Origin of the sequence: Mesorhizobium sp. M8A.F.Ca.ET.021.01.1.1, from assembly GCF_003998025.1 — a bacterium.
In the GTDB taxonomy this organism is placed as follows: Bacteria; Pseudomonadota; Alphaproteobacteria; order Rhizobiales; family Rhizobiaceae; genus Mesorhizobium.
On the sequence record NZ_RZSJ01000248.1, the window covers coordinates 1 to 8,368 of the forward strand.

The 8,368-nt window shown below is 60.7% G+C and carries 6 protein-coding genes and 1 pseudogene; 5 read left to right on the forward strand and 2 right to left on the reverse strand.

Translation table 11 applies throughout. The features are described from left to right. Positions 1 to 111 precede the first annotated feature (111 nt). Positions 112 to 435: a heat shock protein HspQ gene (gene hspQ, locus EOA36_RS19330; RefSeq protein ID WP_189343674.1), complete on the forward strand. Its 324-nt coding sequence runs from the start codon at positions 112 to 114 to the stop codon at positions 433 to 435. Between the two features lie 85 nt (positions 436 to 520). On the opposite strand, the gene EOA36_RS19335 is transcribed toward hspQ, so the two are convergent. After that, positions 521 to 1,150 (reverse strand): invasion associated locus B family protein, encoded by a 630-nt coding sequence (locus EOA36_RS19335; RefSeq protein WP_127278992.1) that lies wholly within the window; start codon positions 1,148 to 1,150, stop codon positions 521 to 523. A gap of 232 nt (positions 1,151 to 1,382) precedes the next feature. Between EOA36_RS19335 and EOA36_RS19340 the strand changes: the two genes are divergently transcribed. The 4 genes from EOA36_RS19340 (at position 1,383) to mgtE (ending at position 7,917) form a co-directional block, all read left to right on the forward strand. Further along, positions 1,383 to 3,203 (forward strand): extracellular solute-binding protein, encoded by a 1,821-nt coding sequence (locus tag EOA36_RS19340; RefSeq protein ID WP_127278993.1) that lies wholly within the window; start codon positions 1,383 to 1,385, stop codon positions 3,201 to 3,203. Between the two features lie 16 nt (positions 3,204 to 3,219). Next, entirely contained in the window at positions 3,220 to 3,900 is a 681-nt protein-coding gene (locus tag EOA36_RS19345; RefSeq protein ID WP_127278994.1) for a DsbA family protein, read from the forward strand. A 489-nt stretch (positions 3,901 to 4,389) separates the two neighbouring features. Next, positions 4,390 to 6,282, forward strand: a complete 1,893-nt coding sequence (locus EOA36_RS19350) for an ABC transporter ATP-binding protein/permease (protein WP_189553273.1) — start codon at positions 4,390 to 4,392, stop codon at positions 6,280 to 6,282. Positions 6,283 to 6,552: 270 nt separating this feature from the next. Then, complete coding sequence (mgtE, locus tag EOA36_RS19355; protein WP_127278996.1) at positions 6,553 to 7,917, forward strand: magnesium transporter; 1,365 nt, start codon at positions 6,553 to 6,555, stop codon at positions 7,915 to 7,917. Positions 7,918 to 7,973: 56 nt separating this feature from the next. Here mgtE and EOA36_RS19360 read toward each other — a convergent pair. Continuing rightward, positions 7,974 to 8,368: pseudogene (locus EOA36_RS19360) on the reverse strand (glutathione-disulfide reductase); the annotation flags it as partial.

Consider the following 8,368-nt stretch of genomic DNA (forward strand, 5'->3'; position numbering starts at 1 on the left):
TCAAAAACCTTTGTTGCGCATTCCACGTATTTTTGAGGCGCTCAGACGCTTGGGATTGAATTGATGCGGAGTCTGCGCCAAATAAAGTCAAGGAATTCAGTGGTGAGTGCGATGAAAACGGCCAAATTCGCGATCGGACAGGTGGTTCGTCACCGGCTGTTCCCGTTCCGAGGCATCATTTTCGACGTCGATCCGCAATTCGCCAACACCGACGAATGGTACGACGCCATCCCCGCCGACGTACGGCCGCGCAAGGACCAGCCGTTCTACCACCTGCTCGCCGAGAATTCGGAAACCGAATACATCGCCTATGTGTCCGAGCAGAATCTGCTCGAGGATCAGTCGGGAGAACCCGTCCGCCATCCGCAGATCAAGGAAATGTTCGACAAGAAGCCGGACGGGCGCTACGCGCCGAAACGGCAGTCCAAGCACTGACTTCCGGCATGCCGGGTACAGCCAGAAATGAAAAAAGCGGGGCATGACCCCGCTTTTTTTGACACGATAATGAGTCGACGCCGGATCAGTTGGCGGTCTTCGCCTTATCCTGCTCTTCCTTGAGCTTCTTGGCGAAGTCCTGGTTGTTCTTGGCGACGAAATCCTGGAGCTTCTTCTGCCGGTCCTCGATGTCCGACTGCTGCAGCGGGGGGCCGTCATAGGCGCCGCTGAAGCCCTGCAGCGCGATCTTAATCGGGTTGGCCTGGTTCTGGAAATTGATCGAGGTCAGCGTGATCCCCTGACCCTTCTTGAACGAGGCGACGAGCTGGTCGGTCAGCGGCACTTCCGCCACGCAACGATCCGGGAAGCAGATGACATAGTCGAGCTTCTGCGCCTTGCCGGTGTCGATCTGCAAGCCGATGCCGGGAGGCACGAGGCGACCGGTCGGGACCGTCACCTGGAACACCTTGCGGTTCACCTTGCCCTTGAGCTCGATCAGGCTGACGCCGGTGACAAGCTGGCCATTGCCAGCGGTGACGATGTTCTGGACGTTGCAGATGTCGACGTCTTCCTGCTTGGTGCAGGCCTTGAACCAGCCCTGCGGTATCTGCTGCTGCTGCTGGGCGGAAGCAGAGGGAAGTCCTGCGCCGAGAAAGCCAACCACGCCTGCGGCCATGACCGACAGGCGGTACGCGTTGCTGTTCAGGCTCGTCATGTCGTGCACTTCCTCTCAATGATCCCGGGACCGGCTTTTTCGTGCCGTGTGGTCCAGCTACCTGTTGCCAAAATGAGGCAACAGAATGACTTCGGACGGCGTGTTACACTGCAAGCGGCGTCGAATCCAGCCCGCTCACTTGTAATTCTTGACGACGCCATTGGCCGCCACGCAGTTGCCCCATGCTAGGGTGCGGATCGAATCATCAAGCCGACCTGTTAAGGAGACGGTCATGGGCCGCGTTCTTGTTTGGCTGGTCACCGCACTATCGTTTTTCACCCTGTCGTCGCCACCGGCGTTGTCGGAGCCGAAGTACGCGATTGCGATGCAGGGCGAACCGGCCCTGCCGCCGGACTACACCCATTTCAGCTACGTCAATCCCAACGCGCCGAAGGGTGGCAGCATCACCTATTGCGTCGTCGGCAGCTTCGACAATCTCAACCCCTTCATCCTCAAAAGCCTGCGCACGACGGCGCGCGGCATGATGGACACGATCTTCGGCAATCTGGTGTTCGAGCCGCTGCTGCAGCGCAGTGCCGATGAGGCTTTTACTCTCTACGGACTTCTGGCTGACACCGCCGACATGGATGCCGAGCGCAGAAGCATCGAGTTCCACCTCAACCCGAATGCCAAATGGTCGGATGGTCAGCCGGTAACGCCGGAAGACGTGCTGTTCACTTACGATGCCTATACGCAGAAGGGCCGGCCACCCTACAGCGACCGCATGGCCAGGATCGCCAAGCTCGAAAAGACCGGCGACCATAGCGTGCGCTTCACCTTCAACGACAAGGCCGATCGTGAGTTTCCCCTGATCATCGCGCTGACGCCGATCATCCCCAAGCACGCTTTCGACATCGATACTTTCGACAAGACGACACTGAAGCCGTTGATCGGCAGCGGTCCCTACAGGATCGCACAGGTGACGCCCGGCCAGCGCATCGTCTTCAAGCGCAACCCCGACTACTGGGGCAAGGACGTTCCCGCCAAGCGCGGTTTCGACAACTACGACCAGATCACCATCGAGTATTTTCTCAACGCCAACGCCAAGCTCGAAGCCTTCAAGAAGGGGCTTTGCGCCATCGACGACGACGGCGACCCGGTGAAACGCGAGCGCGATCTCGACTTTCCCGCCTTCCATAGAGGCGACGTGATCTCTGAAACCTTCGACACCGGCATCCCGCCCGTCGTGACCGGGTTCCTGTTCAACACGAGACTGCCGAAATTTTCCAACCCGGTGGTTCGGCGCGCACTCGGCATGCTCTATGATTTCGAATGGGCCAACAAGAATCTGTTCGGCGGCAAGTACACCCGCACGATGAGCTATTGGCAGAATTCCGAGCTTTCAGCGCTCGGCCATCCGGCTGACGACAGGGAAAAGGCGCTTCTGGCCCCCTACCCCGGCCGCGTGCCGGCCGACGTCATGGACGGCACCTGGAAACCGCCGGTGACGGACGGTTCTGGCCAGGACCGCAAGGTGCTGAAGACCGCTTTCGATCTTCTGAAAAGCATCGGCTACCACGTGAATAATGGCACGATGCTCGATCCCGACGGCAAACCTTTCGGCTTCGAGATACTGACCGCATCGCAGGACGAAGAGCGCCTAGCCGGCATCTATCAGCGTACACTGGAGAAGATCGGCATCAACGTCAGCATACGCAGCCTGGACGGCGACCAGATCCAGTCGCGCAAGCAGCGTTTCGATTTCGAGGTGCTGATCGGCTCCAGCGGTTTCAACAACTCGTTGTCCCCCGGCATCGAGCAGATCGGGCGCTGGTCGTCCGCAGCGGCCAGGACCGAAGGATCGTTCAATCTCGCCGGCGTCGCCGATCCGGCGATCGATGCGGCCATCGACGCAATGCTGCGAGCCCGTTCGAAGGAGGATTATGTCGCCGCTGTCCGCGTGCTCGACCGGCTGCTGATCTCCGGCAATTACCTGGTGCCGATGCAGTACAACACGCAACAGTGGCTTGCTTACTGGAATTATCTGGAACATCCGCGAAAGACGCCCATATTCGGTTATCAGCTGCCGACCTGGTGGCGCAAACCGAACTGAAGATCCGGAGATAGAGATGAGCGAAGCGAACGCCATAACCGTCGATGTGGTGTCGGACGTCGTCTGCCCGTGGTGCTTCATCGGTCAGAAGCGGCTGGACAAGGCGGTGGCGGCTGCCGGTGATGTCGAAGTGCACATACGCTGGCGGCCGTTCCAGCTCGATCCGACCATTCCGCCGCAAGGCAAGGACCGCCAGGAATACATGCTGGCCAAGTTCGGCAGCGACGAGCGCATTCGCGAAATTCACGCCCGCATCGAACCGCTTGGCGAAGCCGAGGGCATTTCCTTTGCCTTCGATGCCATCAAGGTGGCGCCGAACACGCTCGATGCGCATCGGCTGATCCGCTGGGCCGGGGCCGCCGGCGAGGACGTCCAGAACCGGCTGGTGCGCCGCCTGTTCCAGTTGAATTTCGAGGAAGGCGCCAACATCGGCGACCACACCGTGCTGGTCGAAGCCGCCCGGGAGGCCGGCATGGATGCCTCTGTTGTTGAAACGCTGTTGCCGAGCGATGCCGATGTCGAAGCGGTTCGCACGGAAATCGCCACCGCGTCGCGCATGGGCATCACAGGCGTGCCGTGCTTCCTGATCGAGGGCAAATATGCCGTGATGGGCGCGCAGGACGCGGACACGCTGGCTGATGCGATCCGCCAGGTGGCGGCCGCCAAGGCGCGTGGCGAGTTGGAAAAGGCCGGCTGAGCCAGCCATCCCCGCGCCGATAGCAAGAGCAGGGTTGCGTGAGCAAACTGAGCTCCGACGCCATGAATCAGACATCAAGGACGGCGTGTTTCGGGAATTCTGGTCAGTTCCCGATAAGAAACTCGGCCGGCCCAAACGATTTTTGAGTCACAAAACCGTGTCCGGAGCTTCCCTTGGGGAAGATTTGTCGCGGTAATTTATGCAGAGTCTAAAAGACTGAAATAAATAGAGATTTTCTGGTTATTGCCAGGCGTTCGGATGGCGATCCAGCCATCAATATGTTGCCTCAGGGCAACGGCTGCGGACGCAATCTCGCATGCCCGCTTTAAAAATTAATGGAAAATGATCAATTGGTGTTACCATCCGTAACAAAACAAAGAAGGTTTGGGCGGGATCGTGATTCGGATCGGCAGACGATCGCAAGAGTCAGTACCGGATGGACTACAAGGCGGTGCCTCAGGGCGGTCGCATCTGACGCCGGTATCCTCGATGCGCAATTTTTGGGGCCTCGTGCGAGCCTACTGGGTCTCGGACCGCTGGAAGGAAGCCTGGACGCTGACGCTGGTGATCGCGTTGCTCACCGCGCTGTCCAGCAAGGCCAGCGTGTGGTTCGCCATGGCTTCGGGCGAATTGGTGAATTCGATCGCCTTCCTGCACGATGCCGCCAACACTCGCCCGCTGGAGACAATCCTGACCAACGCCGGGGTGCTGGTGCTGCTGGTCCTGCTCAAGGATGCCGGCTTCACCGGTATACGCAATCTCGTCTCGGCAACCTTGCACCGCAAATGGCGTGGCTGGCTGAACGACCAATTCAACCAGGCCTTGCTCGACGGCAACCATACCCATTTCCATGCTCAACATGGTTCCGCGGACGGCGGCATCGTTGCGCCCGACAACGTTGACCAGCGCATCCAGGAATCGATCAAGGACATGACCGGCGGTGCGATCGGCCTCGCCATGGGCGTGCTGGGGCTGGCGACCTCGCTCTACTTTATCGGCCAGAACCTGTTGCAGTCGTCAGTTGAAGTCAAAGGTCTGGAGTTCCTTGGCAGCTATGGCAGCGCCGTTCTCGCCCTTCTTGCCGTTGCCACTTACGTGCCCCTAAACACCTGGATCGCCGTCAAGCTCGGCAGCCTGCTGGAACGTCTCAATATTCGCATGCAGAGGGCCGAGGGAAGCTATCGTAGCGAACTGACGACATTTCTGCGCCGCAGCTTCCATGTCGCCGCCTCACATGGCGAGGGCGTCCAGAAAGCGATGCACGACCGGCTCTATGTCGACATCGATCGCACCTGGGGACGGCTGAATGTCGTCAACACCAGCTATATGTCGTTCGAGCTGATCTACAATTTCATCGGCGCGCGCATGGTAGCCTATGCTCCGGGCCTTGTGCCGTTCATCCACAGCCGCCTGGACTATAAAGGCTACATCACCGGCTCCGAAATGGTTGCCCAGCTCATCAGCCAGTGTTCGTGGTTCATCCATGTGATGCCCGCCATAGCCACGCTTCGCGCCAACAGCCAGCGCGTGACGGAGCTCGCCAACGCGATCGAGAATGTCCAGCACCCGCAGGAATTCTACAGCCAGAGCGGCCGTTCCGACTTCCACTACGCCAACCAGAATCCGGTTTTCGGCCTGACCATCCAGAAGCTGGAGTTGGCGCACCAGGGCGAGGACGCGACGCCATTCCTCAGTTCCGCCAACTTGCGCTTCCGGCGCGGCGAATGGACCTTCCTGAAAGGCGAATCCGGTTGCGGCAAGACCTCGCTGATCAAGGCGATCAACGGCTTGTGGCCCTATGGCCGCGGCACCATCGTCTTCCCCGAGGGCGTGAAGAGTTTTTATGCCGCCCAGGAGGTCAAGCTGCCGCAGGTGTCGCTGAAACAGCTGGTCTGCCTGCCCGGCTCCGAGCGCGACCATGGCGATGCCCAGGTTGCGTCCGCGCTGCACAAGGCTGGCCTTGGCGATTTCATCGAACACATGGCCAATGAAAGCCGCGAGGGTAAAAGCTGGGATCAGGTTCTGTCGGGCGGCCAGAAGCAGAAGCTTGTGGTGGCTCGTATCATACTGCAGCAACCGGGGCTGCTGTTCCTCGACGAAGCGACCGGTGCTCTCGATCCTGACGGCAAGATTGCCTTCCACCAGGCCATCAAGGACAACTGCCCCGATGTGACGGTGATCAGTGTCATGCACGAAGCCGTGGCGCCGAGATCGGCTGCGGGGACCGAGTTCTACCACTCGATGGTCTTGATTGCCGACGGTGTCGCCACCAAGAAGCCGCTCGCCCCGAGCCTGCCCGTCGAACTCACCACGATCCTGGTCCAACCAAGGCCGGTCGAGGACAAATGGACGCGGTTCTCGCGCCGGCTGAAGCAGAAATAACGACGACGTAACGGGAACTTCCGCGTCAACCCGCGCGCCGTGATCACAGTCTCGCGATCAGGGCCGTTCGGGACTGTTTTCCCTCCTCACCGCGATTGACTCGGCAAGGCTCGCTCCTATGTTGCGCCGGCTTGCAGACAGTCAAAAGCGAACCCGCAAGCAGAAAGGTCACCGCGCCATGCCTGGCGATAGTCACAGTCGAACGCAACCGCCGTCCGCCTAGACGTGACCTGAATGGTTCACGTCCTGCCGGACGGCAAGGAGTGAACCATGAACGATTTTTTCCCCGTAGCGGACGATGAGGCCGTCGCCATCGCCCGCATCCTTGCCAACGACCATGTCGCCGACGTTGTCGAGGCGCTCAATCATGAGTCGCGCGAAACCGCGACGGAGCTGCTTTGCGCCGTGCCCTTCGAACGGCTGGTCGAGATTTTCGACCAGCCTGAGCTCGAAAGCGCGCCCGAATTGGCGGAGGCCCTGCCACGCCCCAAGGCGAGCAAGCTGCTCACCGCCATGTCCGTCGACCGCGCGGCCGACATTCTGCGCGAACTCGACGAGCCGGCACGCTCCGAACTGCTCGGCGCATTGGCCCCGCCACTGCGCGCGACCCTGCTTTCCATTCTGGGCTATCCCGAAGGCAGCGCCGCCTCGATCATGACGACGGAGTTCGTAAGCGTTCCCTCCGACTGGACCGTCGGGCGCACGCTCGATTACATCCGCAAGGTCGAGCGGACGCGCGAGACCATCTACGCAATCTACATCGTCGATCCGCAAACACACCTCCTAGTGCGGTCGACGGGCTTGCGGCGGCTCATCACCGGTGAGCCGGGCGACTCGATCCTGTCGGTTGCGCCCGACCGCATGCCGGTGACGGTCAGCCCGCTGGCCGATCGCGAAAACCTGGCGCAGACGATCTCCAAATACGATCTGCTCGCCGTCCCTGTCGTCGACCACGGCAAGATCCTCGGCATCGTCACCATCGACGACATCATCGACACGATGATCGAGGAGACCACGGAGGACGTGCATCGGTTCGGCGGCATGGAGGCTCTGGACGAGCCGTATATGAAGATGAGCTTCCTCGCCATGATCAAGAAGCGTGGCGGCTGGCTTTGCGCGCTGTTCATCAGCGAGATGCTGACGGCCAATGCGATGCAAAGCTACGAGGGCGAGCTGGAGAAAGCGATCGTGTTGACGCTGTTCATCCCGCTGATCATGAGCTCCGGCGGCAATTCCGGCTCACAGGCTACCTCGTTGGTCATCCGGGCGCTGGCGTTGCGCGAGATCGGCCTTCGTGACTGGTGGCGGGTGGCGTTGCGCGAATTGCCCACCGGTCTCGTGCTCGGCGCCATGCTCGGCGTGGTCGGCGTCTGCCGGATCGCGCTCTGGCAATATATGGGCTTCTACGACTATGGCCCGCACTGGCCGCTGATTGCCGCAACGGTTGGTGCTGCACTGGTCGGCATCGTCACGTTCGGCTCGCTCTCGGGGTCGATGCTGCCTTTCGCCCTGAAACGGATCGGTTTCGACCCAGCCAGTGCGTCAGCGCCGTTCGTCGCCACGCTGGTCGATGTCACCGGACTGGTGATCTATTTCTCGGTGGCGCTCGTCATCCTGCGCGGCACGTTGCTATAGCGGTTTGACTGCCGCCGCCGGCCAGGGCTGGTGGCGGCGCGCCGGTAGGCGAGGCGTCAGATGCGCTCGCCGTCCTTCACCCGATAGGTCGGCTTGTACATGGTGACGAGCTCTTCTGCCGCGGTCGGATGCACGGCCATGGTGCGATCGAAATCGTCCTTGGTCAGCCCCGCCTTCAGTGGGATCCCGAGCAGCTGCGCCATTTCGCCGGCATCCGGCCCCAGTATGTGGGCGCCGAGAACCTTGCGCGAAGCGCCGTCGACGACCAGCTTGATCAGCATCTTTTCGTCACGGCCCGACAGCGTGTGCCGCATCGGCCGGAAACTGGCGCGGTAGATTTCGATATCGGCGAAGCGCTTGACGGCTTCGTCCTCTGACAAGCCGACCGTGCCGATTTCCGGCTGCGAGAAGACGGCAGTCGCGATCGTGTCGTGATCGGGCACGGTCGGAT